Source organism: Streptomyces toyocaensis (genome assembly GCF_000725125.1).
Classification (GTDB): Bacteria; Actinomycetota; Actinomycetes; order Streptomycetales; family Streptomycetaceae; genus Streptomyces; species Streptomyces toyocaensis.
Map to the genome: position 1 here is coordinate 150,060 of NZ_JFCB01000012.1, position 23,462 is coordinate 173,521.

Annotated in this window: 29 protein-coding genes and 1 pseudogene; 15 read left to right on the plus strand and 15 right to left on the minus strand. The window is 72.3% G+C overall.

Annotation, left to right across the window (positions count from 1 at the left end; all coding sequences use genetic code 11):
* Positions 1-120 precede the first annotated feature (120 nt).
* From BU52_RS15725 to BU52_RS15740, 4 genes and pseudogenes are all read left to right on the plus strand, one after another.
* A pseudogene (locus BU52_RS15725) lies at positions 121-1,024 on the plus strand (serine/threonine-protein phosphatase).
* A gap of 107 nt (positions 1,025-1,131) precedes the next feature.
* A complete protein-coding gene (locus BU52_RS15730) occupies positions 1,132-1,836 on the plus strand; it encodes a DUF5994 family protein (protein WP_037934185.1) in 705 nt (234 codons plus the stop codon).
* Between the two features lie 10 nt (positions 1,837-1,846).
* Positions 1,847-2,113, plus strand: a complete 267-nt coding sequence (locus BU52_RS15735) for a hypothetical protein (RefSeq protein WP_037934187.1) — start codon at positions 1,847-1,849, stop codon at positions 2,111-2,113.
* Between the two features lie 150 nt (positions 2,114-2,263).
* Positions 2,264-2,602 carry an STAS domain-containing protein gene (locus BU52_RS15740; RefSeq protein ID WP_037934190.1) on the plus strand — a complete coding sequence of 113 codons (339 nt, stop codon included), beginning with the start codon at positions 2,264-2,266 and terminating at the stop codon, positions 2,600-2,602.
* A gap of 125 nt (positions 2,603-2,727) precedes the next feature.
* Here the strand turns inward: BU52_RS15740 and BU52_RS35685 are convergent, their stop codons facing one another.
* From BU52_RS35685 to BU52_RS15765, 6 genes are all read right to left on the minus strand, one after another.
* Positions 2,728-2,898, minus strand: a complete 171-nt coding sequence (locus BU52_RS35685; RefSeq protein WP_167343522.1) for a hypothetical protein — start codon at positions 2,896-2,898, stop codon at positions 2,728-2,730.
* A 144-nt stretch (positions 2,899-3,042) separates the two neighbouring features.
* Positions 3,043-3,636 carry an alkaline shock response membrane anchor protein AmaP gene (gene amaP, locus BU52_RS15745; protein ID WP_037934372.1) on the minus strand — a complete coding sequence of 198 codons (594 nt, stop codon included), beginning with the start codon at positions 3,634-3,636 and terminating at the stop codon, positions 3,043-3,045.
* A gap of 9 nt (positions 3,637-3,645) precedes the next feature.
* Positions 3,646-4,344, minus strand: a complete 699-nt coding sequence (locus BU52_RS15750; protein ID WP_037934193.1) for a DUF6286 domain-containing protein — start codon at positions 4,342-4,344, stop codon at positions 3,646-3,648.
* Entirely contained in the window at positions 4,341-4,784 is a 444-nt protein-coding gene (locus tag BU52_RS15755) for a hypothetical protein (protein WP_037934195.1), read from the minus strand. Before BU52_RS15755 ends, BU52_RS15750 begins: the two co-directional genes overlap by 4 nt.
* Positions 4,781-5,008: a hypothetical protein gene (locus BU52_RS15760; protein ID WP_037934198.1), complete on the minus strand. Its 228-nt coding sequence runs from the start codon at positions 5,006-5,008 to the stop codon at positions 4,781-4,783. The genes BU52_RS15755 and BU52_RS15760 overlap by 4 nt, the downstream gene beginning before the upstream one ends.
* 38 nt (positions 5,009-5,046) lie before the next feature.
* On the minus strand, positions 5,047-5,478 hold the full coding sequence (locus tag BU52_RS15765) for an Asp23/Gls24 family envelope stress response protein (RefSeq protein ID WP_037934201.1): 432 nt from the start codon (positions 5,476-5,478) through the stop codon (positions 5,047-5,049).
* Between the two features lie 136 nt (positions 5,479-5,614).
* Between BU52_RS15765 and BU52_RS15770 the strand changes: the two genes are divergently transcribed.
* The 3 genes from BU52_RS15770 (at position 5,615) to BU52_RS15780 (ending at position 8,538) form a co-directional block, all read left to right on the plus strand.
* A complete protein-coding gene (locus tag BU52_RS15770; protein ID WP_037934204.1) occupies positions 5,615-6,406 on the plus strand; it encodes a hypothetical protein in 792 nt (263 codons plus the stop codon).
* Between the two features lie 316 nt (positions 6,407-6,722).
* Positions 6,723-7,766 carry a fatty acid desaturase family protein gene (locus BU52_RS15775; protein ID WP_037934206.1) on the plus strand — a complete coding sequence of 348 codons (1,044 nt, stop codon included), beginning with the start codon at positions 6,723-6,725 and terminating at the stop codon, positions 7,764-7,766.
* A gap of 259 nt (positions 7,767-8,025) precedes the next feature.
* Positions 8,026-8,538: a DUF6584 family protein gene (locus tag BU52_RS15780; RefSeq protein ID WP_037934209.1), complete on the plus strand. Its 513-nt coding sequence runs from the start codon at positions 8,026-8,028 to the stop codon at positions 8,536-8,538.
* A gap of 183 nt (positions 8,539-8,721) precedes the next feature.
* Here BU52_RS15780 and BU52_RS35295 read toward each other — a convergent pair whose 3' ends face one another.
* Positions 8,722-9,846: a hypothetical protein gene (locus BU52_RS35295; RefSeq protein WP_157847878.1), complete on the minus strand. Its 1,125-nt coding sequence runs from the start codon at positions 9,844-9,846 to the stop codon at positions 8,722-8,724.
* Positions 9,847-10,014: 168 nt separating this feature from the next.
* Between BU52_RS35295 and BU52_RS35300 the strand changes: the two genes are divergently transcribed.
* Positions 10,015-10,179 carry a hypothetical protein gene (locus tag BU52_RS35300; protein WP_157847879.1) on the plus strand — a complete coding sequence of 55 codons (165 nt, stop codon included), beginning with the start codon at positions 10,015-10,017 and terminating at the stop codon, positions 10,177-10,179.
* A 128-nt stretch (positions 10,180-10,307) separates the two neighbouring features.
* The gene (locus BU52_RS32785; protein WP_051858262.1) at positions 10,308-10,739 is read left to right on the plus strand and encodes an ester cyclase; all 432 of its coding nucleotides are present in this window, start codon (positions 10,308-10,310) and stop codon (positions 10,737-10,739) included.
* Between the two features lie 94 nt (positions 10,740-10,833).
* Here the strand turns inward: BU52_RS32785 and BU52_RS36340 are convergent, their stop codons facing one another.
* The gene (locus tag BU52_RS36340; RefSeq protein WP_235216347.1) at positions 10,834-11,244 is read right to left on the minus strand and encodes a hypothetical protein; all 411 of its coding nucleotides are present in this window, start codon (positions 11,242-11,244) and stop codon (positions 10,834-10,836) included.
* Between the two features lie 345 nt (positions 11,245-11,589).
* Between BU52_RS36340 and BU52_RS15805 the strand changes: the two genes are divergently transcribed.
* Positions 11,590-11,793, plus strand: coding sequence for a cold-shock protein (locus BU52_RS15805; RefSeq protein WP_004986771.1), 204 nt, complete (start codon positions 11,590-11,592; stop codon positions 11,791-11,793).
* Positions 11,794-12,020: 227 nt separating this feature from the next.
* Positions 12,021-12,443, plus strand: a complete 423-nt coding sequence (locus BU52_RS15810; protein ID WP_037934218.1) for a CBS domain-containing protein — start codon at positions 12,021-12,023, stop codon at positions 12,441-12,443.
* Positions 12,444-12,480: 37 nt separating this feature from the next.
* Here BU52_RS15810 and BU52_RS15815 read toward each other — a convergent pair whose 3' ends face one another.
* From BU52_RS15815 to BU52_RS15825, 3 genes are all read right to left on the minus strand, one after another.
* Positions 12,481-12,840 (minus strand): hypothetical protein, encoded by a 360-nt coding sequence (locus BU52_RS15815; RefSeq protein ID WP_037934221.1) that lies wholly within the window; start codon positions 12,838-12,840, stop codon positions 12,481-12,483.
* Positions 12,841-12,902: 62 nt separating this feature from the next.
* On the minus strand, positions 12,903-13,211 hold the full coding sequence (locus BU52_RS15820; protein ID WP_037934223.1) for a MerR family transcriptional regulator: 309 nt from the start codon (positions 13,209-13,211) through the stop codon (positions 12,903-12,905).
* A 509-nt stretch (positions 13,212-13,720) separates the two neighbouring features.
* Positions 13,721-16,333, minus strand: coding sequence for a sensor histidine kinase (locus BU52_RS15825; RefSeq protein ID WP_051858264.1), 2,613 nt, complete (start codon positions 16,331-16,333; stop codon positions 13,721-13,723).
* 198 nt (positions 16,334-16,531) lie between these two features.
* On the opposite strand from BU52_RS15825, the gene BU52_RS15830 reads away from it, so the two are divergent.
* Positions 16,532-17,224 (plus strand): nucleotidyl transferase AbiEii/AbiGii toxin family protein, encoded by a 693-nt coding sequence (locus tag BU52_RS15830; protein ID WP_037934226.1) that lies wholly within the window; start codon positions 16,532-16,534, stop codon positions 17,222-17,224.
* Between the two features lie 36 nt (positions 17,225-17,260).
* On the opposite strand, the gene BU52_RS15835 is transcribed toward BU52_RS15830, so the two are convergent.
* A complete protein-coding gene (locus tag BU52_RS15835) occupies positions 17,261-18,436 on the minus strand; it encodes an MFS transporter (RefSeq protein WP_037934229.1) in 1,176 nt (391 codons plus the stop codon).
* 80 nt (positions 18,437-18,516) lie between these two features.
* Between BU52_RS15835 and BU52_RS15840 the strand changes: the two genes are divergently transcribed.
* The 3 genes from BU52_RS15840 to BU52_RS15850 all read left to right on the plus strand — a co-directional run bounded on the left by BU52_RS15840 (position 18,517) and on the right by BU52_RS15850 (position 20,973).
* Complete coding sequence (locus tag BU52_RS15840) at positions 18,517-19,506, plus strand: winged helix-turn-helix domain-containing protein (RefSeq protein WP_037934232.1); 990 nt, start codon at positions 18,517-18,519, stop codon at positions 19,504-19,506.
* A gap of 9 nt (positions 19,507-19,515) precedes the next feature.
* Positions 19,516-20,025 (plus strand): glutathione peroxidase, encoded by a 510-nt coding sequence (locus BU52_RS15845; protein ID WP_037934235.1) that lies wholly within the window; start codon positions 19,516-19,518, stop codon positions 20,023-20,025.
* 63 nt (positions 20,026-20,088) lie between these two features.
* Positions 20,089-20,973 (plus strand): MerR family transcriptional regulator, encoded by an 885-nt coding sequence (locus BU52_RS15850; RefSeq protein WP_037934238.1) that lies wholly within the window; start codon positions 20,089-20,091, stop codon positions 20,971-20,973.
* 100 nt (positions 20,974-21,073) lie between these two features.
* Here BU52_RS15850 and BU52_RS15855 read toward each other — a convergent pair whose 3' ends face one another.
* From BU52_RS15855 to BU52_RS15865, 3 genes are all read right to left on the minus strand, one after another.
* Entirely contained in the window at positions 21,074-21,265 is a 192-nt protein-coding gene (locus tag BU52_RS15855) for a DUF397 domain-containing protein (RefSeq protein WP_037934241.1), read from the minus strand.
* 224 nt (positions 21,266-21,489) lie between these two features.
* Positions 21,490-22,347 carry a helix-turn-helix domain-containing protein gene (locus BU52_RS15860; RefSeq protein ID WP_037934244.1) on the minus strand — a complete coding sequence of 286 codons (858 nt, stop codon included), beginning with the start codon at positions 22,345-22,347 and terminating at the stop codon, positions 21,490-21,492.
* 288 nt (positions 22,348-22,635) lie between these two features.
* On the minus strand, positions 22,636-23,397 hold the full coding sequence (locus BU52_RS15865) for a GOLPH3/VPS74 family protein (protein WP_037934247.1): 762 nt from the start codon (positions 23,395-23,397) through the stop codon (positions 22,636-22,638).
* Positions 23,398-23,462: the final 65 nt, after the last annotated feature.

Genomic DNA, 23,462 nt, shown 5'->3' on the forward strand with positions numbered 1-23,462 from the left:
GGTGTCGCAGGTTCGAATCCTGCCGGGGCACAGAGAAAAGGGCCAGCCCAGGAGGGGTTTCCTCCCAGGCTGGCCCTTCGTCGTGCCCGGGGTCGTGCCGTACGCGTGCCACTACGTCCACTGAGCGGCTCATCGGGGCGGAAGGGGTACCCGCTACTCGCGGACCGTTCCGAGAGCTTCGGGGAGGCGCTGCTGGGCGCGGTTCTCGATCGCGCACATGAGCTGCCGCCCCGTCTGATCGGGCCGTTGGTCGCCGATGTGGTGGAGCGGTTGGGGGGTCGGCGTCCGCGGGTTCTGTTGCAGGACTACGGCCAGCTGTTGCTCGTACCGCTGCCCGGTGAGGGCCTCACGGACAGTGGACCGCAGGTCATCGACGGCTCCGACGCGGGCCGCTGTTTCCTCGACGCACGGCTCGTCGAACTCGCCGAGGCCGATGGCGTACGGGTCCATCTGCCGCTGCTGGACGGCGGCGACCAGGTCGGGGTTCTGTCGGTGACGTTGGACAGCGTCGACGACGACGACCGCCGCCTGTTGCGCAGGATCTCCGGCCTGGTGGCCGACCTGCTGGTGACCAAGCACGGTTACTCCGACCTGTTCTTCGGCGTCCGGCGCGGTGAGGCGATGAGTGTCGCCGCGGAGATCCAGTGGTCCCTGCTGCCACCGCTCGCGATGATGATGCCCGCGGTCGCCGTGGCCGGGATCCTGGAACCCGCCTACGACGTGGCCGCTGACAGCTTCGACTACGACCTCAACGACGACATCCTGCACGTCAGATGATGCAGCTGGACACGACGACGGGGTGGCTGCAGTGGGTCAACGCCGGGCACCCGCCGCCGATCCTCGTCCGCGACCACCGCGGGAGGAGTTCGGGGAGGGCCAGCTGATCGACTGTGTGAATCACCTGGAGAGAACCGGCCGCGACGTCCGAGCGGTGACGCGTTCCCTGTCCCACACGCTCAAGCAGGCGCGAGGCAGGCACACCACCGATGACGCGACGCTGCTCATGGTCGAGTGGCGCGGTTGACCTCGCCGGGCCGAGGGCTTTGGCACCCGCCGAGGCGCCGGGAGATCACCCGGGCCGTGTACTCCGCATCCATGCGGCCACTGCTCCGCGGCGGAACGCGGAGTAGTGTGGACGGTACCGAGGGCATCTCGCACACCGGCTTCCACGCCGGGTCGTCCCCGGCGAAGGATGAAACCCGGGCCGCCGCAGAGGCCGTCCGGAGACGGGTCCGCATCATGTCGGCGACCTTGCACCCCACCCTGCCGCACCCCCAGCCCGTCGCGGCCCCGGCCGCGCGTCTCGCGCTGAGGACCGACGGCTCCTCCCGCGGGCTCCTGGACGGGGCCTGGTGGCCCCGGTCCCGGGATCTGCTGCGTGAACTGCCTGCGCTCACAGAGGTGTTGGACCCCCTGTGGGGCCGCATCACGCGCATCGCCGTCAACCCGGAGCACTGGCCGGTCATCCCCGGCAGGATTCCCGTGGACGGTCACGTCGTCAAGGCCGGCTGGTTCACCCCGGAGATCGACCCGCACAAGCTCCTGCTGCTCTCCTACGGCACCGGCCGCTGGGATCTCCTGGTGATCCCGCCCGAGACCGGCGCGGAGTCGGCGGCCCGGCTGATGGCAGCCGCGTCCGGCCAGGACGGTCCGCCCCTGACCGCGAGCGCGCTCGTCGCCGCGGACGCTGCCCGGCACGGCGTCTCCGGGACCGACCAGCCACTCGGCCCGGACGAGGCAGGGGAGTACGAGGGCGGTGCCCCGGCGGTGTCCGCGGCCGTTCCCCGACAGAACGGCCCGCAAGGTCTGGCCAGCCGACTGATCATAGGTATGTGAGGGGACCGCCATGAACGCCCTGCTGACAGCCGCCGCCTTCCTGGTCCTCGTCGCAGTGGCGGCGTACGTGATCCACCGGCTCAACCTCCAGCACGCCGACAGAATCGCCGCCTACCGGTACAGCGCCCCCCTGCCCGGCCGCCGAGGCCGAGGCACACCGCAGCCCCCGGCGGGACAGGAGCGGTTCGAGTCACCGAGCGCAGGTGAGCGACGGGACCGCCGCGACGGGGCCGCGGCCACTCCGCGCCGCCGCAGCCGTACCACTCGCCACGGGTGATCGCCCGGCGTCCCCACCGGCCGCCCGGCCGCGCGTACGAGCCGTCGGGTCGGTCCGCGGCGACGCGTGCCCGGCGCTTGCACCCGGGCCGGTGGGCCGGGCGAGGCGCGGCCGGGACCCGTGGCACCGATGCATCCGAACGGAGGCGTCATGACTCTTCCGCGGCTGGTCATCTACCGGCACGACCGGGGCAGGCGGGCCCTGGTCACCCTGGCCGGTGTGATCGACCCCGCCACCGCGCCCCAGGTGCGTGCCGCTCTGGAGCAGTGCCTGCATGACGGCATCACCACCATCGACGTCGACCTGACCACCGTCGACCGCTGTGACAGCAGCGGCCTGCGCGTCTTCCTCGACGCGTCACGGCACGCCGCCGGGGCCCACGCGTCGCTGCGGCTGCACCACCCGTCCCCGCAGACCGCACGACTGCTCGCGGACGCGGGCTCCGACGGTCTGCTTCGGCGAGCACACCGCGAGAGGCGCCTCCGGTGATGACACCAAGAGGATGAGTCCACGGGAGAGGCGGGGCACGACGGAACGGGGTGCCGCGTGATTCCGCCCTCCTGTGGGAGTGAGCCGACCATCGCGCCACCGAAGGTCCGCCGTGGCCGGCCCCTTCAGCGGGCCGGGCGCCGAGGGGAGCCCCACAGGGAGCGGGCCGCAAGGTGGAGCAGATCGACGATGATGAGCAGTACGCCGGCGGACAACAGGTAGAGCATGCCGTCGAGGCTGGCCCCGATGGCGATCAGAGCGATGCCGGCGACGAGCAGGAACAAGAAGAGGACCATGGCCGGATTCCTCCCCTCCTGGAAGGACCACGACATAGACGACTCCGACGCTGTCGTGCGGGCCTGCGATGCGAGCCGGAGCCCGCTCCCGACTCCGGAGGAGGGCTGACCGGCTGCCCCGGCGGGCGTTCGGGCCAGGGGATCTCAGGCGGTGCGTTGTGCGTGGTGGCGGACTTCCTTGAGTCGGACCTTCGAGGGGAGGCTGTCCAGGCCGGCGGAGTCCCGTGCGTGCGCGAGTGTTTCCCGGCTCAGTCGCCCCAGAGTCCGCGCCGGGTCGGCGTGAGGCTCCAGCAGGAGCCGTACGCGTGCGGCCGGAGCGGTACTTCGGCCCGTCAGCCGTACATGAGCCCGCGACACCCCGTCCAGGGCCTGCGCCTCTTCCTCGATCACGTCCTCCAGTGTGCGCCCGTCGAGTCGGGCCGCCGCGCCGTCCCCGCTGTGGACGAGGACGCCGCCCAGGCGGCGTCGGCGCTGGGCGAGCAGCCACCACAGGAGCAGAATCAGCAGCACGGCGAGCACCGCGATGACGGTCGGCCACCACCAGCCCTCGTCCCGCCACCGGGTGCGTCCCTCGGGGCCCAGCACCACATCGTCCGGCCCGCGGAAGGGCCACCAGCCCGGCAGGCCGAAGTCCCAGCGGTGCGGCAGGTCCAGCGCGCCCAGCAGCACGCCGCCGCCCAGGGCGAACAGTCCGAGGCCGAGGAGCCCCAGCAGCACCCGGTTCACGGTCTTGAGCATCGGGATCACTCAGCCCTTCCTCGGGCGCCGGACGCGCACGGTCAGCGTGGGTTGCCGGGCGAGACCCAGGAACGTCACGGCTTGGCGCAGCGTGGCGTCCAGGTCCGCGCGGACCTCCTCGAGATCCCGAAAGTGGGCGCGCGCCCGGGCTTTGACCTTCCGGCGGCCGACGGCCACCCGTGCCGACTGGACACCCGGCACCTGCACGGCCCGGTCACGCAGGACCAGGGCGGCCGCGCGACGGTCGAGCCCGGCGCGGACCTTCTCCGTCCGGGGAATGCCGGAGGGCTGCCGCATGGACAGCAGCCTGCGCAGTCCCGGCGTCACCGCCAGCAGGAAGAGCCACAGGCCGAGGGCCATCGCCACGGAGGCCCCGACGATCATCCAGACGTCGTCCAGTGGTCGTGTGGCCAGTTCCTCGGCGAGTCGCCGCCGCCAGCGCATCGCGGACCGGCCCGCACGGACCGAGATCACGTCGTACAGGAGCAGTCCGACGGCCGCGGCGGACAGCAGGGCCACCAAGGCCGCGGGAACCCGCCGCATGGACCAGAAACGGCGCGGCGCCCGCCTCGATGCCTCGACCACTGATGTCGAACCGGCTGTGGTTGCGTCCTTGCCCGGGGCGCCGTCCGCGGGCGGGTGCGCCTTTCCGGGTTCGGGGGGAAGGCCGCTGTCACCGGCCGGCTGCCGCCCGGGGTTCGCGTTCATCGCACCCTCTCCTGGTCCGTGTGCCGCGTATGCGCCGAGTGCAGTCTCCCGACCGTCACCACGAAATCCGACACGTCCATACCGGACCACGCACTGAGCCGTTCGGTGACCTCCCGGCGCACCGCGGCGCACTGCGCACCGATGTCGGACGGATAGCCGAGCTCGACGGTGATGCGCAGCCGCGCCTCGCCGAGCGCCGGCCGTCCGGCGGCGGACTCGGCGTCCCGCCCCGCGGTCTGCCGCTCCGGTGCCCGCCGCACGGAGGTGGTCACGTGTGGCGTCCGGCGGCCTGGCGGCACGTGGCCGGCCGACTCGGTGAAACGGCTCAGCGCCTCGCGCGCCACGCGGGAGGCGATCTTCGCGACGACCCGGTCGGCGACGGTGGTCGCACCGCGCTCCCCACGGGGGACGTCCGGACGCCGCTCGGCTTCACCGGTCACTGCCGCCAGTCTCCTCGAGCCCGTCGACGGTCATCGCGGATCCGGTCCTGCCGGTCCCGGCGGCGGACGAAGTCGCCCGGTTCGAGATCGCCCTCCATGAACCGCCCGACCACGAGACCGACGACGCCCAGCCCGAGCACCAGCAGGAATGCCCAGAAATCACCGAAATACGCGGCGAAACCCAGCGCCATTCCGGTCATCAAGCCCACCACGGACCTGCTCATCACGCGCTCCTTCTCTCACGCGGGCTGCTGCGTCCCGTCTACTGGATCCGCTGCCGTTCCTCCCCTTCGCCCTCCTCGTCGGGGAGGTTCACATCGCTGACCGTGATGTTGACCTCGACGACGTCCCGACCCGCCATCCGCTCCACCGCGGCAATCACGTTCTCCCTCACCTCACCGGCCACGTCCGTGATCGGGACGCCGTAGTCGACGACGATCTCCAGGTCGATGGCCGCCTGCAGCTCTCCGACCTCGACACTGACCCCGCGTGTGACGGACTTGCCGCTGCCGGCGCCGGGCATCCGCTCCCTCATGGATCCCATCGAGCGGGCGAAACCGCTGCCCAGGGCGTGGACGCCGGGCACGTCCCGTGCCGCCATTCCGGCGATCTTCTCCACCACCACGTCGGCGATCGTCGTCCGGCCACGAGAAGCGGGAGCACCCCCGTGCCTCGCGCCGGTGTTCTCGGTCATTGGGATGAACCTCCCTCAGGGCCCCCCTTGTCCCTACTTTTCTGACTATATTCACTTTAGTGCGCACTGTGGAACTTGACGGCGGTGCGGGGCGAGAGGTTCGGACAAATGGCCCAAGAGAGAGGGTGAGAGGCCGGTGGGCTCCGAGGCGTGGACACAGGCGGTACGGCGCCAACTCGACCTGGGCCGGCTGCTTCCGCTGGGCGGGCCCGCCGACGGGACATGGATCACCGAGCAGGCGGCCACCCAGGCGCTCGCACGCGCCGCTGACGAGATCCCCGGGGTGCGGCTGGAGTCCCTGCGCATCGGGCCGGCCCCGCTCGAATCCGTGTCCGAGCCGACCGTCCGTCCGCCGGCCAGCGCGATGCCGCCGGGCCCGCTCAGGATCGAAGCCGCCTTTTCGGCATCACTCGGGCGGCCACTGCCCGAAACCGCCGACCAGTTGAGGAGCACGCTGCTGGACGCGGCCGTTCGACGACTCGGCCTGGTCACGGTGACAGCCGACCTGCGCGTCACGGATCTCCATGAGGTCCCGCAGACGGGTGCGACGTCACGGACCGCAGCGGGATCCATGACGCCCGCACCGGAGGCCACAGCCGCAGCCGCAGCCGCAGCCGCAGCAGCGCGAAGTTCGCCCCCTGCGGCCGGAACGGGCCCCGCGCGAGGGGCCGTCGGGGATCTGGCGGACGCCGCAACGGGTGTTCCGGGCGTCGCCGGCCTCACCACCGTGCTGGGGAGCCGCCCGGTCAGGGTGGAGGACCATGCCGACCCGCCCGGCCGGCGTGTCGAGCTCCAGCTCTCGGTCGCCCCCGGACACCACCCCCTGGAAGTCGCCCGCGCCGTCCGGGCCGCCGTGGCCGACACGACGGCCACCGACGCCCCTGGACCGGTCACCGTCGCCGTCCTCATCACCGCGACCGCGGCGTGACCGGTCAGGCGTTCGCGCCCTCATCAGCGAGCAGCGGGACCCGCTTCACCGGCCGGAGTCGGTTCGGCGGGCCAACAGGCCGCTCCGGAAGCCCGTCCTGTGACGGCGTGAAGCGCCCCCGGCGGGGTACCCGGGCGCGGAAAGAGGGCCTGCGCAGCCGCTGACCGACGAAGCAGACGTCCTCCTTGCTCCCGCGCCGGGCGCGATGCGTCGGCACGCACATCGCGGAGGACGTGGAGTTCTGCCTGCGGCCCCTTCCCAGCGGCTTCCGGGGCGGCGCCGAGCCATCGGCCCCTGCGGAGAGAGTTTCACCATCATGAGCAGTGACAGCACGGTCCACCCCTCGCCCTCGGCGGCGTCCGGCAGTGACTTCGCCCGCTTGTCGAAAAAGATCGCCGCCGCCGGGCTGCTGGAGCGCCGTCCCGGCTACTACGCCTTGCGGATCACGGTGGTGGCAGGGCTCTACGTCAGCGGGTGGGCCGCCGTCGCGCTCGTCGGCGACAGCTGGTGGTCACTCGCGGTCGCCGCCTTCCTCGCCGTCGTCTTCGGCCAGGTCGCCCTGCTGGCCCATGACGCGGCGCACCGCCAGGTGTTCCGCCGACGCCGGGCCAGTGAGGTGTCAGGGCGGATCGCCGGTGCCGGTATCGGGATGGGCTACGGGTGGTGGCAGGACAAACACACCCGCCACCACGCCAATCCCAACCACGAGGAACTCGACCCCGACGTCGACCCGGACCTGCTGGTCTGGTCCCAGGACCAGGCGCGGGCCGCCAAAGGCCTCCCTCGCCTGATCGGCCGCTGGCAGGCGTTCCTGTTCTTCCCGCTCCTCACGCTCGAGGGCTTCAACCTGCACGTGTCGAGCGCGAAGGCACTGACCAATCCCTCGCTCAAGCACCGCGCGCTCGACGGCGTCCTGCTGTTCGCGCACTTCGCGCTCTACGTGACCGTGCTGCTGTGGCTGCTGCCCCCCGGCATGGCGATCGCCTTCGTCGCCGTCCACCAGTGCCTGTTCGGCGTCTACCTCGGTTCCGTCTTCGCGCCCAACCACAAGGGCATGCCCATCCTGAAGGGCGCGGACCGCCCGGACTTCCTCCGGCGCCAGGTGCTCACCTCACGCAACGTGCGCGGCGGCAGGTTCACCGACATCGCACTGGGCGGGCTGAACCACCAGATCGAACACCACCTGTTCCCCAGCATGCCCAGCCCCAACCTGCGCAGGGCCCGGACCATCGTGCGGCGCCACTGTCAGGAACTGGGTCTGGACTACGTGGAGACCGGGTTGATCACCTCCTACCGGCTGGCCCTCGCCAGTCTCCATCAGGCCGGAGCACCGCTGCGGCACGCCCGCGTCCCCACCTGAGAGACCGGCAGGAGCCCGCGAAGTACCGCCGGCGGCTCGGAGGTGATCCGGCGATGGCCCGGTCCCGGTCGCTGGTCCCTTGCTGTCGGATCAGCGCGGCGCGGGAACCGCTGCGCCCTTCCGCGTTCGCAGCTCACCGGGCCGGACCCGGACGCCGAGGCCGGCGCATGGCCCGTGTGCCCTCGTCGGAGCCGGGGTTGACCAGTCGCCCGACGAAAACGAGTCGAGATGCCCCACCGTCCTGGCCGATCATGCAGCCATGCCACTGACAGCCACCCTCGCCCGAGTCGACGCGGATCTGGCAGCCGGTCGCGTGCCCATGGCGCGTCAACGCCTACGCGGACTGGTCTCCTCCTACCCCGACGACCTGACACTGCGCCGTCGTCTGGCGGAGGTGTACCGGCTGTACGGTGAGCCCGCGCAGGCAGGACGCTGGATGTACCTGGAGGAAAACCGGGACGCGGGCGAGACGTCCGCCTTCGAAGCGAGGTACCGGACACCCCTGGAGCGCATGAGGGCACTCGCGTGGCGTGGTCCCGAGTCCCTTGCCCCCTCCGCGTTCGCCAGGGAGCAGCTGGCGGCTGTACGCACCGCCTGCTCCGAAGCCCTGGGACGCCCGGTGGACTGGAACTGGATACCTTCCGCCCCGGACAACGAAGCGGACGTCGGTACCGGGAAGTTCAGCGGCTTCCTCGCGGGGGCCGGCTGCCTGTTGGTGGTCCTGGTGATGCTGGGCATCTGGGTGAACGGACTGATTGCCCTCTTCGGATGAGTCAGTCACCGGCAGACCTCGGCATCGGTCGGCAGGCGTACGACGGCACCGGCGGTGCGGCCGGGGCAAGCGGGAGGTGCGACCTAACGCGCGTCGGCTGACCGGCGCGTCCGCCGTCGTGGCTGACCGTCGTTGGCCGTCCCGCCCGCCCGCGCGGCGTCGCCACCCACCCGCCCGGGAGCCTCAGCCTCCTGCCTCCCGTGTCAGGATCCATGCTCCGTGAGCTCTGACCTGGTAGTAGCCCGGTCCGGGCCACGTGACCGCTATGTCGCAGTCGCCCAGGCCCTCACCGAGCGTGGCCCACTCGGCGAGTTCGTCGTCGAGCGCCTGGAGCACGACCGTTCCCCGGCCACGGTGGCGCAGCACGCCGGGCCCGGCGGTGCCCCGGTAGCGCACGACGTCGAATCCCTGCCCGCCGGTGTGGACGTCGAACTCGGGCACGGCGTCCGGGGGTTCGGCACTCGCCGACCAGCGCACACGGACGCCGTCCCGGAATTCGAGCCGGAAGCCGGCCTCGCGTCGGCCTCCGCCCCGGCTGAGCGGGATCCGGGCGACGACAGGGCCGTCGGCGCTGTGCAGCTGGTAGCCGCGCGGCCGGCGTCCCTGGGGCTGATCCACCAGCACGGTGATGTGGGCGGGGCGTTCGGTGCGGACGACCAGAACCGCCGGCTGCCGCCGCTCGGGCAACGCCACCCGTTGCCTGCCGTCGCCCTTTCCCGACACCGTCCGGTTCGCCCTCCTGGGGGACGGCCCCGAGTCGCGCGGCGACCCGCGCGTCGCACCCGTCGCGCGGGCCCCGGACATCCGAGAACTCTGCTCCCCGCGGCCGCTCCCGGGGGTGATCGGCTCTCGGCTCTCCGCGATACGCACCGCGTCGGCGGCGCACACGGCCACATTGCGGGCGGCCCCGCCGTCCGGTGCCCAGCGCACCTGTGCGGTAGACCGCCCGTGCCGTGGGTCGAAGAAGCACAGCGGCAGTCGCTCGGGCGGCGGCGCGCCCGCGAGCCGGGCGTCCAGACAGGCCAACGCATGGTGCCCCTCGTCCAGGGCCCGCAGGACGTCCAAGGCATCCGCACGGTCGCGATCGCCGACGAAGGCCCGTTTGGCCTCCTCGTACGCGTCGAGGGCGCGGGCCAGGTCCGCGCGCATCTCGTCTGTGGCACCCAACTGGCCAGGGGAGAAGGGGTGCCGGTCGAGAGTCTCTCCGTAGGCCGTGATCTCCGCCTCGACCTCGGCGAGTTCCGCGGCACGACGTCTCCGGTCCGCTCCACTCAGCCGTACGAGTCCGAGCCTCCATCTCACTGTCACGCGGTCATCCTGCCGCAGTCCTTGCCGGCATGACCGCAGCACTGCACACCCTGCCCCTCCCGCCGCCCCGGCTGTCGGCAACGGATGCGCGAGCGCCCGCGCTCGGGTCTGCCTGGCAGACCGCGGCCCATGGAGTGGTCTTCTCGTCTGCCTTCGACCCCGCGGTCCATGCCCCCACTTCGCGTTCCCCGCCCCGTGGACGCCGCCCCGGACCCGGACAGCGCCGGCCTGGGCGCGGTCCGCGCAGCGGCCGGCCCACCGGTGTCCTTCGCCGCACTCGGTGACCACATCCGGTCGGTCGCTCCCCGCCCCCGCCCCGACCGCCGGCTGTGAGGCCCACGGTCGGCCGCGCGCCGGCCGGGCACGGCGCTCGGTTTCCGGACCAGGTGTTCCGGAGGATGCGCGGCCGGACTCAGCAGGTGAGCATGGGGAGGAAGGAATGTTCTCCAGTGGAGGTTCCCATGGCTGAGAATGAAACCTTCGTCCGCGATCTGTTCCGGGCGTGGAACGACCGGGACTACGACTCCATCGCCGGGTCCGTCGCTCCTGACTGCACCCTCGTCGAGGAGGGCAGCGGACGAACGCTGCAGGGTCCGGAGGGCTTCACCCAGCTCGCGAAGGCCATGTTCGACGCGATGCCCGACGGCAAGTTCACCCTCGACCACCTCACGTCCCAGGGCGACAGGGTGGTCGTCGAATACACAGGAAGCGGGACGCAGACCGGGGACCTCGTCCTGCACGCGGGCACCGTGCCCGCCACGGGGCAGCACGTCACGGTGCACGCGTGCGACATCTACGAGGTGAGGGACGGCAAGATCCAGGAGGGCCGCGCCTATCTGGACACCGGCGCCCTCATGAGCCAGCTGGGTCTGACCGAGGAGTTGCGGGGCTGACCGCCGGAAGCGCCGACCAGGGATCCACCGAGGGGCCACGGGCCGCAGGACCGCCGTGGCCCCTCGGTGATCCGGGCGTGGAACCGACGCCGGATCACGCGGGGATCCATGCGGGCCACTGCGGTGGGATGTTGCTCACAGGGCAGAGGCCGGAGTCGCCGGGATAGCCGGCCGGCGTTCCCTGGGTCGCGAAGAACCACCACGCGGCCCAGACCGTCGCGACGACCGTCAGCAGCGTCGGCAGTGCGACGCGGACCGCCGTCGGTGCGTGACGGGACAGGCGTCGCCCCGTGGCCTGCGCCATGACCCCGACGAGGGCTCCGGCGACGGGGGCGAGGAGTAACAGGAAGGTGAGTTCGAGACGTCCGCCGGCCTCGTAGCCCGCGTCGCAGTAGGCGCGGGCCCAGGTGGTCAGCGCCCAGGCGGCGGCGCCCGCGGCGGCTCCGAAGGCCGCTGAGCCCACCCAGGGGAGGCAGGAGCCGGCGGCCGGCTCTGTTGTGTTCACGACTCAGCAGGACATCGTGCACAGCCGCGTGGTTCCCGGGCGGGAGGGACCGGACGGTGCGGCAACCCGTATCTGCAGCGGCGGGGTGAGAATTCAACGCGACGTGCGGGCAGTTTCCTTAAGACAGCGAACCGAGCGTAATTCGCCGAAATACACAGAGCGCCGCAGCGTGCTACTGTCGACGAAGTTGCAGTTGTGGTTCCCGAAACTTCAAGCACTCTCCGCGGCATCCGTGCCGGGGAAGTGCTTGTGCATTTCCGGTCTTTTTCCGGCGGGGTGATCATCGCGGCGACACGGTGTCCGCACAGGGCGGACGTCGACGCACTGCCCCGAAGGAGATATGACATGGCTACTGGAACCGTGAAGTGGTTCAACGCGGAAAAGGGCTTCGGCTTCATCGAGCAGGACGGTGGCGGCGCCGACGTGTTCGCCCACTACTCGAACATCGCCGCCCAGGGCTTCCGTGAGCTGCTCGAGGGCCAGAAGGTTTCCTTCGACATCGCGCAGGGCCAGAAGGGCCCGACGGCGGAGAACATCGTTCCCGCCTGACGCTGAAGCGCATCGCGCAGCTGGGGCCCGCATCCTTTGGGGTGCGGGCCCCAGCTGCGTGCGTTCCTGCCGTACGTACGCGGTCCCCTGCTTTTCGGTTTTTGAAAGTCGCGCCCCGGCCGGAAAAACGCCGTACCTGCTTCCATTCGGCGGACTTCCACCGTCGACCGCCGATTTTCGGGGCCGTCCCGCTCAGAAAGCCGACCCATCACCGCTGGAGGTACCTCTTGACGCCGGTCCAGACGCATTCCCGTTCGACCCGTTCGACGCACCCCGCCGCTGCGCGCGGGACCGTGGCCGACGTCATGCACGCGGCCGGGCCCCAGGTCTGGGACGGCATGACCGTCGAGGTGGCGCTGTCCGTCATGACCGCCGCCCGCACGGGTCACCTCGTCGTGTGTGACGAGGACGGCCAGTGCACCCACCTGGTCAGCCGGGCCCGGCTGACCGCCGTGCGGACCGGGCTCGGGTACACGGACCGGGTCCGCCTGCGCGACGTCGCCCGCGCCGACGACACCGGCGGGCTCTTCGCCTCCCCGCTGACCACTGTGGCCGAGGCCGAGCACGTGATGCGGCACCGGCGGCTCGGGGCCCTGCCCGTGGTCGACGAGGACGGCAACGCCCTGGGCGTCATCGCCCTCTCCCGCTGAATGGCCCCGCCGCCGGCCCCTCACCGGGTGCCGCGGATCAGTGGTCGGAGTAGCTGAAGTCCCCCACCGTCCAGGCGCTGACGTCCTCGATCGCGACGCGGTACATCCCGCCCGTTTCCGGGATACCCACCGTGCCCTGCAGGATCCGGGCGACGTGGAAGTGCAGGTGTGTGGGAGGGCCGTCCTGCCGCGGGGGAGCGTCGAACACGGCGGAGAATCCGCTCAGCTGGGCGGAATCCGTCAGCACCTCCGCCACCCTCCGCCGCCACACGGCTTCGGGAGCGAGGCGACCGGTGATGACGGCACCACCGGTGACCACGGTCAGGGACATCTGGCTGCTCTGCCCCGACTCCACGAGGGCGGCGATGTGAACGATCAGCTCGTCAGGCTTCACCATGGGAACGGATTCTATGCACCGGTCTCGTGGCCCACTCGTGCGCCCCGGAGCCGGACCCGCGATCACCGGGCCCGGAGTTCCTCGTTGATGCGCCGGGCCTCTTCGAGCTGGTCCTCCAGGATGATGATGCGGCACGCCGCCTCGATGGAGGTCCCCTGGTCGACCATCTCACGGGCGCGGGCGGCGATACGCAGCTGGTAGCGGGAGTAGCGGCGGTGACCGCCCTCGGAACGCAGCGGCGTGATCAGCCGGGCCTCACCGAGAGCGCGCAGGAAGGCGGGCGTCGTACCCAGCATCTCCGCTGCTCGTCCCATGGTGTAGGCGGGGTAGTCGTCGTCGTCGATCCGGTCGAGCGGTGTGTCTGCGGTCATCTGCACCTCTGGTGGGAACTGCGGGGTCCTGCGGGGGGAATGCGTCGAGGGGCCTTGGTGCCGTACGGCACCAAGGCCCCGAGGGATTTGTAACACCATCCGCCGGCTTGTTGCACTGCCGGCCCTACATGTCCGCACCTGCCCCGGTGAGGGGCGCGGGGTGCGGGGATCGCGGATGCGTGACCGTGTGACCACCTTCCGTTCCGGGGCCTGCGGTACCCGGGCGGACCCTTCTCGCCCGGGCGATCCTGATGGCGTTCGCCTCCTTCTCCTTCTTCCGTGGCACCTGTCTTTTGTCACTGCTCGGTACTGCTGGTACTGCGTCCTGCCGGCGGCCCTGATGAGGCCGCCGGGCCCGGCGGTCAGCGAGGGGACCATGAAACCTGCTCCGGCCCCGTCACTCCACCGCCGTGCCCTCTTCGGTCCTGCACTGCGGGCAGTTCGTGTCTGCCCGCCTCACGGATGTTCCTGTCGACAGAAGAGAGACTAACCCCTTCGCGATTACATGTCTACATCGGCCGCTGCAGGTTTTGGGCCGCGTGGGTGAACGGTTCTCCACCGGTCGGTGCCGCCCCGGCGCGGGTTCCGGAGGGCGTGGCGGGGTCCGGTGGCCGGCCCTCGGCGGCCGGGAGGCTGAGGACCATGGTCAGGCCGCCGCCGGGGGTGTCCTCGGCCTGCAGCGTGATTCCCATGGCCTCGGCGAAACCGCGGGCGACCGCCAGGCCGAGGCCGACCCCGTCGCCCCGCGGGGCGTCGCCGTGGCGCTGGAACGGGGAGAAGATGCGCTCCTTGACCTCGTCGGGAACGCCCGGCCCCCGGTCCACCACGCGCAGTTCCACCCGGTCGGCGAGCGTGCTGGCCGCGACCAGGACCGGCTCGTCCCGGGGGCTGTACTTGACGGCGTTCTCGACGACGTTGGCGACCACCCGCTCCAGCAGCCCCGTGTCCGTCGCCACCATGGGCAGGCTCTCGGGGATGTCCAGGACGACGGCCGGTCCCGGTTCCGCCATCCCTCCCAGGGCCAGCGGGACGACCTCGTCCAGGTCGACCTCGCGGATGAGCGGCGTGACGGTTCCGGTCTGCAGGCGGGACATGTCGAGCAGGTTGCCGACCAGGTGGTCGAGACGGTCGGCGCCCTCCTCGATCGCCTCCAGGAGTTCGGCCCGGTCCTCCTCCGACCATGCGACGTCGCCCGACCGCAGCGACGACACCGACGCCTTGATCCCGGCGAGCGGAGTGCGCAGGTCGTGGCTGACCGCGGCGAGCAGGGCGGTGCGGATGCGGTTGCCCTCGGCCAGTTCCCTGGCCCGGTCGGCCTGGGACTGGAGCCGCCCGCGGTCCAGGACGACGGCGGCCTGCGCGGCGAACGCGGCCAGGACGCGACGGTCGGATGCGGGCAGGACCCGGCCCGAGATGGCGAGCACCATGTCGTCGCCCACGGGCACGGCCACGTCGGCGTCCTCGGGCCGCGGCACGGCGGAGGCGGCGCCGACGCTGCCGGCGCAGGACCACGGCGCCTTGTCGTCCTCCCGTTCCAGCAGGGCCACGGAGTCGACGGCGAAGGTCTCCCGCACACGGTCCAGCAGCGCCTCCACGCTGGTCTCGCCCCGCAGCACGGTACCGGCGAGGAAGGACAGGGTCTCCGCCTCGGCGCGCAGCCGGGCCGCCTGGTCGGTACGGCGTGCCGCGAGGCCCACCACCGACGCCACGGACACGGCGACCCCCACGAAGACCACGAGGGCGACGATGTTCTGGGGGGCGGCGATGGTGAAGGTCCGCACCGGCGGCGTGAAGTACCAGTTGATCAGCAGTGACCCCACCAGGGCGGAGCCGAGGGCGGGGAGCAGGCCGCCGAGCAGCGCCGCCGCGACCGTGAACGCCAGGAAGAGCAGCATGTCGTTGGCCAGGCCCACGTCGGGCAGGGCGGTCTTCAGCAGCAGGGCCAGCAGCAGGGGGCCGAGCACGCCGGTCAGCCACCCGGCCAGGATCCGGGACCGTCCGAGGCGCGCGCCCCGGGCCGCGGGCAGGCCGCGGCCCTTGCCCACCTCGTCGTGCGTGATGAGGTGGACGTCCAGGTCCGGCCCGGAGTCGCGGGCGACGGTGGCACCCACGCCGGGCCCGAGCACGTACTGCCAGCCCGTGCGCCGGGACGCGCCGAGCACGATCTGGGTGGCGTTCGCCCCGCGGGCGAACTCCAGCAGCGCGGTCGGGATGTCGTCGCCGACGACATGGTGGAAGCTGCCGCCCAGGTCCTCGACGAGGGTGCGCTGGACGGCCAGTTCCCCAGGCGAGGCCGAGGTCAGCCCGTCGCTGCGGGCCACGTAGAGCGCCATTACCTCGCCTCCGGCGCCCTTCTCCGCGAGGCGTACGGCCCGCCGTATGAGCGTCCGGCCCTCCGGGCCCCCGGTCAGGCCGACCACGATCCGCTCACGCGAGCCCCAGATCGCGCGGACCCCGTGCTCGCTGCGGTACTGCTGCAGGTACTCGTCGACCCGGTCCGCCACCCAGAGCAGGGCCAGCTCGCGCAGGGCGGTGAGGTTGCCGGGGCGGAAGTAGTTGGACAGGGCCGCGTCGACCTTGTCGGGCGGGTGGACGTTGCCGTGCGCCAGCCGGCGGCGCAGGGCCTCGGGGGTCATGTCGACCAGCTCGACCTGGTCGGCCCGGCGCACCACCTCGTCCGGCACGGTCTCCCGCGGGCGCACCCCCGTGATCGACTCGACGACGTCGCCGAGCGACTCCAGGTGCTGGATGTCGACCGTGGAGATCACGTCGATCCCGGCCGCGAGCAGTTCCTCCACGTCCTGCCAGCGCTCGGTGTTGCGCGAGCCCGGGGCGTTGGTGTGGGCGAGCTCGTCGACGAGGACCACCTCGGGGCGGCGGGCCAGCACGGCGTCCAGGTCCATTTCCGTGCGCGTGGCCCCCCGGTGCTCCAGCCGTCTGCGGGGGACTTCCTCCAGGCCGTGCAGCAGCGCCCGGGTGCGGGGCCGGCCGTGGTGCTCCACGAGGCCGACGACGCAGTCGGTGCCGCGTTCCACCCGGCGGTGCGCCTCGGACAGCATGGCGTAGGTCTTGCCGACGCCCGGTGCCGCGCCGAGGTGGATCCGGAGTGTGCCGCGTGCCATCGTCCCGTCCCCTGCTTTCGCGCCGGTTCGGATCGTTCGTGCCGGTTCGGATCGTACGACCGGGGCCGGTGCCGTACGGCCGCCGCGGGTGCCCGCCGGGCGTGCTCGCGCCGGACCGCGACGGCGGCCGGCGCGGCCTGGGTCCGGTCGGCCCGCCGGTTGTCGTTCATGCCGGGCGCCACCCGTGATAATCGGGGCATGACCTCATCCCCGACCGGTGTGGACGCGGTGCACGAGCGGCTGGCGGGCGATCTGCTCGCCGTGGGGGCGCCGTACGCGCTCGTCCTGGCCGGTGGTGACGCCGTACGGGCGCACGGGCTGGTGGACGCCCGGATCAGCCGGGGGGTGGACCTGGCCACGGAGCATCCCGCGGCCATGACGGAGATCACCGACGCGGTCCGGGCGGGCCTGGAGGGGCGCGGGTGGGCGGTGGGGAGCCGGGAGGCCGATCCGCTGTCCGCGCGGCTGGCCGTCCATGAGCCCGCGTCCGGTGCTCGGTGCCGGGTCGACCTGCGCAAGGAGGTGCTGTGGCGGCCGGCGGTGGAGACGCCGGCCGGTCCGGCGCTCTCCCTGGAGGACCTGACCGGTACGGCGGTACGGGCGCTGGCGGACCGGGGCCTGGCCCGTGACCTCGTCGACGTCCGCGCGGTCTCGGACCGGTGGAGCCACCCGGAGCTGGAGGAGCTGGGCCGCCGCCAGGCACCCGACACCTTCGACCTCGCCGAGCTCCAGTCCCGGCTGACCGGCGCCGAATGGCTCGACGACGGCGAGTTCCGCGCCCACGGCCTCGACGGCCCGGCGGTCGAGGAGCTGCGCCGCTGGGCCCAGGCGTGGGCGGACGACATCGCGGAGCGGCTGGTGGAGGGGGAGCTCCCGGAGGAGGACCGGTAGGGCCGGGACGGAGCACGGGGCGGCCCGGGGGGTGGGTCAGGCCCGGACGGCCGTCCGGTGCTTGGGGCCGGTCGCCCGCAGGAGCAGGGTCACCGCGGCCGACGCCGCCGCCAGTGCGGTCATCGCGGCGGCGGGCGAGGTGAGCTGGGCGAGGCCGCCGGCCAGGGCCGCGCTCACGCCCTGCATCGTGAGCATGCCGGAGGAGTGCAGGCCGAGGGCGTGACCGGAGAGCTCGGGCGGGGTGAGGGCCATCAGCCGCTCCTGCTGGACCAGGCCCGCCGCGAAGCCGGCGGAGGCCACGGCGACCAGAGCGGCGGCCACGGGGACGGGCGGACCGAGGACGAGGGGCAGGTAGGGCGTGGCGAGGAGCAGCAGCAGCGGGGTGGCCAGCCGCCGTCGGCGGTCCGGCGGCACCAGGCGGCCGACCGTGAGGTCACCGGCCAGCATCCCCGCGGCCGCGCAGGCGAAGAGGGTGCCGGCGGACTCGGGGGCGTAGGACACGTAGAGGGACTCGCAGCCGACGACGAGGCCGTTGGGGATCCACAGGCCGAGGTAGACGCGGCGGCGGGGCGGGGACGACCAGAGCCGGGCGTTGGCCCGCCAGGTGGCCCGTACCGAGGGGCGGCCCGTGGCGCGCGGCGGACGGGGGGTCAGGCCGAGCCGGGCGACGAGCGCCGCCGTGCCGTACAGGGCCGCGCCGAGCAGCAGCGACAGGCGCGGCGACAGGACCGCCACCAGGACGCCGCCGGCCGCGAAGCCGGTGATCTGCAGGAGCCCGTTCATCATGTTGAAGACCGAGCGGCCCAGGAGGTAGCCCTCCGTGGGGAGGATCTCGTTCAGCAGGCCCCAGACGACTCCCCCGCCCACCGACGCGACCAGCCCCTGGAGCAGCAGGACCGCGAAGACGGCCGTGAGGGGCAGGCCGGGCAGGGCGAGGAGCGCCGTGAGCGCCGCGAAGGACAGGGCCGTGCCGGCCGTGGCCGCCCGGGGCGGCAGACGGTCGGCGGCCGACATGAACAGGGTCGCGCCGAGGACGTGCGCGAGGGACGGGCCGAACATGCTGAGCGCGGACAGCAGGGGTGAGCCGGTCTGCCGGTGGACCAGGGTGGCCAGGGCCAGGCCGCTCGTCGTCCGGGCCAGGGTGCGGGCGGACGCGGAGAGGAAGAGCGGGGTGAACTCGGGGGTGCGGAACAGATCCCGGTAGCTGCGCATGCGCGGAGTCTGGGGAGGGCGGCGGGGTGGTCGTTAATGTTTCGCGCACGGGCGGAACAACCTCCGGGAGGCGGGCGGTCGTGGGCTGGTGGCAGATCAGTGCGGACACACTCGCCGGGAGCCGTTTCGTGCTCTCGCCGCTCGCCGAGACCTTCGCGGGCCTGCGGCTGCTGCACGCGGCACGGGCCGCGCACCCCGGTGAGCGGGCGTGGCTCGACGCCCATCTGCCGGCCTATCGCGCGCGGCTGACGGCCGATCCGGTGACCGCCCTGCTGGTGCCGTCCGCGCTGGGAACGGTGTGGATCGCGGACTTCCTGACCGTCACCCCGCGGGGTGACGAGACCTTCGAGGAGGAGGTCGAGCGGGTGCGCCGGGTCCCGTCGGCCACCGCCCGCGCGCATCTGCGGGTCTCGCTGGGCGGGCCGCTGCCCGCCCCGCTGGACCGCGACGACCTGGGCGAACGCGCCGCGGACCTCCTCACGCACGTCTGGGAGGACGCCGTACGCCCGTACTGGGCGCGGCGGCGCCGGATCCTCCAGGCCGACGTGGTGGCCCGGACGGCGCAGGTGGCGCGGGGCGGCTGGGCGGCGGCGCTGGACGCGCTGCGGCCGGGGACGCGCTGGCTCGGCGGCAACCGGCTCCAGGTCAACGCGCACGAGCTGCCGCCGCGCGAGATCTCCGGGGCCGAGCTGCTGTTCGTGCCGGTGACCCCGCAGCGGGTGGGCTGGGTGTCGTGGGAGGGGACGCGGCGGTACGCCCTCGTGTACCCGTGCACGGGCGCGCTGGCCGGCGAGGCCGGCCGGGAGCCCGTGCCGGCGGGCCTGGAAACGCTGCTCGGCGCCGCGCGGGCCCGGGTGCTGATGCTGCTCGGCACCCCGATGAGCACCAGCCACCTCGTCGCCGTGACCGGGCAGGGGCTGGGCTCGGTCGGCCGGCACCTGCGGGTGCTGCTGGACGCGGGCCTGGTGGAGCGGTGCGGCAGGGCGGGCCGGTCGGTGCTGTACGTACGGACGGCGGCGGGCGAGGTCCTGGCCGAGGCCGGCCGGGGAAGGGAGGCCTCGCGGGGCTAGGGTCGGCTCATGACGACTGCAGAGAACAACGGCACTTCACCCCTCGGCGTCGGGATCGGCGCCCTGAACGGCGGTTCGGCGGACCTCGCCCAGTACGCGGGCCGGGTCGTGCTCGTCGTGAACGTGGCCTCCAAGTGCGGGCTGACCCCGCAGTACGCCGGCCTGGAGCGGCTGCACGAGCGGTACGCGGAGCGGGGCTTCACGGTGCTCGGCGTGCCCTGCAACCAGTTCCTCGGACAGGAGCCGGGCAGCGCGGAGGAGATCGCCGAGTTCTGTTCGGCGACATACGGCGTGACCTTCCCGATGACCGAGAAGGTCGAGGTCAACGGGGACGGGCGGCACGCGCTGTACGAGCGCCTGACCGGTTTCGCCGACGGGGAGGGGCACAGCGGGGACGTCCGCTGGAACTTCGAGAAGTTCCTGATCGGGAGGGACGGCGAGGTCGTCGCCCGTTTCTCGCCGCAGACGGAGCCGGAGTCGCCGGAGGTCGTCGCGGCGGTGGAGAAGGCGATCGGCTGACCGTTTGACCTTGCCCCTGGGGCAGGGGTGAGCGTCTCTCCCGCCGGGCGGAAGGGCCGCCCGGTGACGGAGGATGTCGGCGTGGACGAGGAACTGCTCTCCATCGGGGCGTTCGCGGCGCGGGCGCGGCTGTCGGCCAAGGCGCTGCGGCTGTACGACCGGCTGGGGCTGCTGGCCCCGGCGCGGGTCGACGGGACCACCGGTTACCGCTTCTACCGGGCCGGGCAGGTCGAAAGGGCCCGGCTGGTGGCGCTGTTGCGGCAGCTCGACATGCCCTTGGCCCGGATCGCCGAGGTCGTCGACGCGGACGGCGGCGCGGCGGGGGCCGAACGGCTCGCGGCGTACTGGGCGGACGTCGAGGCGCGGCACGCCGGGCAGCGGGCGCTCGCCGACTACCTCCGTGGACGGTTGTCGGGGAGGAGCTCCGAGATGTACGGGAAGTTCGTGGTCGAGACGGTGGACGTACCGGCGCAGGTACTGATCACCGAGTCGCGGCACCTGCTGGCGGACGAGCTGCCGGCGTGGATCGGGGCGTCGCTGGGCCGGCTGGAGGAGGCGGCCCGGGAGTGCGGTGGTGTGGCCGGGACGCCCTTCGTGGCGTACCACGCCGAGGTGTCGGCGGAGAGCGACGGCCCCGCGGAGGCGTGCGTCCCGGTCGCCGACGAGGCGGCGGCGCGCGCCTGGGCCGAGGGCCGGGGCCGGGCCCGGGGCACGACCGTCCGGGCGGAGCCCGCGCTGCGGCTGGCCCGCACCCGGATCACCAAGGCGCAGGTGGCGCATCCGCAGATCCTGGCCGCCTTCGAGGCGGTGGAGGAGTGGATGGAGGCCGAAGGGCTGACGCCCACGGGTCCCTGCCGTGAGGTGTACTTCGCGGACTGGTCGGCCGCGGGCCCCGAGGACCCGGTGTGTGACGTGGCCTTCCCCGTGGGGCCGCCCGCGGAGGGCTGAGCCGGCGCGGACGTCCCGGCCGGGAGGACACACGCCGAGCCCTCTCGGCTAGGACGGCGATCTGGTCGAGAGGGCTCTGCCGGTGGTGCTGACGGGGTGGTCAGCCCTTGACCGAGGCCACGAAGGCGCTCCACGCGTCCGCGGGGAAGGCCAGCTTCGGACCCTCGGGGACCTTGGTGTCCCCGAGCTCCAGCGCCGCCTCGGTGGTCGACCTGACCATCACGCACGCGCCGTTGTTGTTGGTGTAGGAGGACGTCGTCCACGTTTCCGTGGTGCCCAGACGAATTGCCATGTTCGCTCCGTAGCCAGATGCTGAGTTGCTGTCACCGGCCTGCGCATTCCGGCATGGACCGCAGAACGGATTTCGCCGACCCCCGCTGGTGGTTGGCGTGATCGACGCTACTCGCCAACATCTTCTTCCGGAGCGTTCGTTCACTCGACCGGATGGCATGTACCAGGCGTGACTTCCCAGCAGACATGCCAACGGTGTAGGGTCCGCAGCTGCCTGACGGCAAATCAGCGTGCGTAGTCCTTCGCGAGGCGTTCCACGAGCTGACGGGACTGTTCCACGTTCAGCGACTGCGCCCGCAGGTGCTCGTACATCACCGTGTACTTCTGCACGTCGTGCGGCTTCTCCAGATACAGGTCGCTGGTGACGCCCTCGATGTAGACCACGCTCGAATCGGCCGCGTCGGCGAACTCAAGGATCGAGTACTGCCCGTTGATGCCGGCGTGCGCGCCGACCTCGAACGGCAGCACCTGCACGGTGATGTGCGGCATCTGGGACAGCTCCATGACGTGCTCGAGCTGTTCCCGCATCACCTGGCGGCTTCCGACGACCCGGTGAAGCGCCGCCTCGTCGAGCACCACCCACAGCCGCAGCGGGTCCTTGTCCGCGGTGATGCGGCTCTGCCTGCGCAGGCGGACCTCCACCTGCTTGTCGTTCTCCTGCCCGGACGACTCCGGGGAACCGCCCTGCACGATCGCCTCGGCGTACGCACGGGTCTGCAACAGCCCCGTGATGATCTGGGGTTCGTAGACGCGCAGCGATTCCGCGTCCGTCTCCAGGCCGATGTAGACGCTGTACGGGATGTCACCGAACGCGTGCCACCAGCCCTGCTGGCGGGAGTCCTTGGCCATCTGCATGAGCGACTCGACGATCCGCTGGTCCTCGACCTCGTACACCCCGCACAGGTCGCGGACGTCGCGCTGGCTGATGCTGCGCCGGCCGTTCTCCAGGCGGCTGATCTTCGACTGCGAGACCAGCAGCCGCTCCGCCACCTCCTCGGCCGTCATGCCCTTGAGCTCACGGAGCCTGCGCAGCTCCTGGCCCAGCCGGCGCCGCCTGACGGTGGGATTGACATTGGACGCCACGGGACGTGCACCTCCGGCTGCGTGCCTCGTACTTGCCACTTTGCGTGTCTGCTCCTGAGCAGACTGCCACCAAGGCGCTTCCTGCCGCTGGGAAACGGCGGATATACGACGGGTACACGCCACTTCAGCGACGTGTGGCGGTTGACGGGGCCGGGCGGGGCACGCCGAGCGGGGCGGAGAGAGCCCGTGCGCTCTCTCCGCCCCGCTCGGACAGCGGCTCCCGTGACCGGGTCTGCGGTGCCGTGGATCCGTGGTGTGCCGTGCCGTTCGGTCTTGGGGACGTACGGCTCAGTGGGCCACGGCGCGTGCCATGGATCCGCGGTGTGGCTGCGCCGGAACGCCTCGGGCGGGTTCCGGTGCGCCCCTGCCGCCGTCGGGGGCGGTCTGCCGGCCCGCCGTCGGTGCGGAGCTGCGGCGCGGCTGGGCCGCCGCGCCGTTCTGGACGTCCATCACGGCGTGCGCGACGAGTCCGCCCATCGGGTCGTGCCGGATCAGGTCCCGCAACCGGGAACGCGAGGAGCGTCCCTCGTTCCCCGGGTACAGGTGCTTGCCGAGACCCACCGCGTGCGCCAGTGCGGCGAGCGCCGCGGTCCGCGGGTCCGGCGGAACGCCGGTGCGGATCGCGGAGTCCAGCCGGGCCCTGATCTCCCGGCTGATCTCGGTGTCCGTCGCCTGGTAGCGAGTCGTCGGCAGCACCCCGCACATCTGTCCGGCCACGGCATGCACCATGCCGCACCGCTCCAGATGCGAGAGGTAGGTCTGGCGGAGCCCGAGACGCGGCCCGCCGATCCAGTGGACCGCCCGCACGGGAGCGCCACGCCTTCGCAGCAACTCCAACGCGCAGTCCAGTGTTGGGTCTCCAGTCGGCCGTGGGACCACCACGGCGATACGATCCCCGTCTGGGGCTATCCGTCCGGCCAGCGCCAGCTCCACTAGCTGCGCTCCGGCCAGACCGAGGTCGAGCGACTGCGGCTGTGCAGTGGTACCCGTTGCCGGGTCCAGTGCCAGCAGCAGAAGCTCCTCCGGAAGTGTTCTGCGGCTCCTGCCCATCCATGCCTCCCCGCGTGGATGAATGACAGGGTGACCCCTCTCACATTGGTCTGTCGAGGGTGCGT

What these genes read in the sequence shown, in the direction of transcription:
- BU52_RS35300 (WP_157847879.1), top strand. Translation starts at nt 10,015, where the DNA reads ATGCCCCCACTTCGCGTTCCCCGCCCCGTGGACGCCGCCCCGGACCCG.
- BU52_RS15820 (WP_037934223.1), bottom strand. Translation starts at nt 13,211, where the DNA reads ATGACCGCAGACACACCGCTCGACCGGATCGACGACGACGACTACCCC.
- BU52_RS15845 (WP_037934235.1), top strand. Translation starts at nt 19,516, where the DNA reads ATGACGACTGCAGAGAACAACGGCACTTCACCCCTCGGCGTCGGGATC.
- BU52_RS15825 (WP_051858264.1), bottom strand. Translation starts at nt 16,333, where the DNA reads ATGGCACGCGGCACACTCCGGATCCACCTCGGCGCGGCACCGGGCGTC.
- BU52_RS15780 (WP_037934209.1), top strand. Translation starts at nt 8,026, where the DNA reads ATGCCACTGACAGCCACCCTCGCCCGAGTCGACGCGGATCTGGCAGCC.
- BU52_RS15815 (WP_037934221.1), bottom strand. Translation starts at nt 12,840, where the DNA reads ATGGTGAAGCCTGACGAGCTGATCGTTCACATCGCCGCCCTCGTGGAG.
- BU52_RS15830 (WP_037934226.1), top strand. Translation starts at nt 16,532, where the DNA reads ATGACCTCATCCCCGACCGGTGTGGACGCGGTGCACGAGCGGCTGGCG.
- BU52_RS15735 (WP_037934187.1), top strand. Translation starts at nt 1,847, where the DNA reads ATGAACGCCCTGCTGACAGCCGCCGCCTTCCTGGTCCTCGTCGCAGTG.
- BU52_RS15765 (WP_037934201.1), bottom strand. Translation starts at nt 5,478, where the DNA reads ATGACCGAGAACACCGGCGCGAGGCACGGGGGTGCTCCCGCTTCTCGT.
- amaP (WP_037934372.1), bottom strand. Translation starts at nt 3,636, where the DNA reads ATGCTCAAGACCGTGAACCGGGTGCTGCTGGGGCTCCTCGGCCTCGGA.
- BU52_RS15750 (WP_037934193.1), bottom strand. Translation starts at nt 4,344, where the DNA reads ATGAACGCGAACCCCGGGCGGCAGCCGGCCGGTGACAGCGGCCTTCCC.
- BU52_RS32785 (WP_051858262.1), top strand. Translation starts at nt 10,308, where the DNA reads ATGGCTGAGAATGAAACCTTCGTCCGCGATCTGTTCCGGGCGTGGAAC.
- BU52_RS35685 (WP_167343522.1), bottom strand. Translation starts at nt 2,898, where the DNA reads ATGGTCCTCTTCTTGTTCCTGCTCGTCGCCGGCATCGCTCTGATCGCC.
- BU52_RS15835 (WP_037934229.1), bottom strand. Translation starts at nt 18,436, where the DNA reads ATGCGCAGCTACCGGGATCTGTTCCGCACCCCCGAGTTCACCCCGCTC.
- BU52_RS15855 (WP_037934241.1), bottom strand. Translation starts at nt 21,265, where the DNA reads ATGGCAATTCGTCTGGGCACCACGGAAACGTGGACGACGTCCTCCTAC.
- BU52_RS15775 (WP_037934206.1), top strand. Translation starts at nt 6,723, where the DNA reads ATGAGCAGTGACAGCACGGTCCACCCCTCGCCCTCGGCGGCGTCCGGC.
- BU52_RS15760 (WP_037934198.1), bottom strand. Translation starts at nt 5,008, where the DNA reads ATGAGCAGGTCCGTGGTGGGCTTGATGACCGGAATGGCGCTGGGTTTC.
- BU52_RS15740 (WP_037934190.1), top strand. Translation starts at nt 2,264, where the DNA reads ATGACTCTTCCGCGGCTGGTCATCTACCGGCACGACCGGGGCAGGCGG.
- BU52_RS15805 (WP_004986771.1), top strand. Translation starts at nt 11,590, where the DNA reads ATGGCTACTGGAACCGTGAAGTGGTTCAACGCGGAAAAGGGCTTCGGC.
- BU52_RS15865 (WP_037934247.1), bottom strand. Translation starts at nt 23,397, where the DNA reads ATGGGCAGGAGCCGCAGAACACTTCCGGAGGAGCTTCTGCTGCTGGCA.